Annotated in this window: 1 protein-coding gene; it reads right to left on the reverse strand. The window is 73.8% G+C overall.

From position 1 onward, the window contains the following. On the reverse strand, positions 1-378 hold a 378-nt coding region (locus tag AB4Z35_RS31150; RefSeq protein WP_442101319.1), incomplete at both ends, for a hypothetical protein.

Genomic DNA, 378 nt, shown 5'->3' on the forward strand with positions numbered 1-378 from the left:
CGCCGTGGACTGCCCCGGCGCCGGCTGGGCGATCTGCGGCGGCGGTGCCACCGCTTCCACGGGGCGCAGCTCGGCATGCACGGTCAGGTTGGCCTGCGGCGCCGTGGGGCTGAACAGGCGCGGGTTGATCCGGTCCCCATCGATCAGCAGGTGGGTGAACGGCACCTTGCCGAACGGCGTCACGTCGATGCCGGCCCGCGCGCGGATGCGGTCGCCGGTGGCTTCCGCCTCGGCGCGCAGGGCGTCCAGCGCGCCGTTGGCCGTGGCCGATACGGCGAACGATTCGTCCTGCCAATGGCCCTCCAGCAGCGCCTCGGCGGAGAGCGCGAACGGCGCCTGCCCGGCAATCTGGGCGTTGGCCTGCAGCTTGCCGTACGG

The sequence above is a fragment of the Pseudomonas sp. KB_15 genome, from assembly GCF_052114525.1.
Classification (GTDB): Bacteria; Pseudomonadota; Gammaproteobacteria; order Pseudomonadales; family Pseudomonadaceae; genus Aquipseudomonas.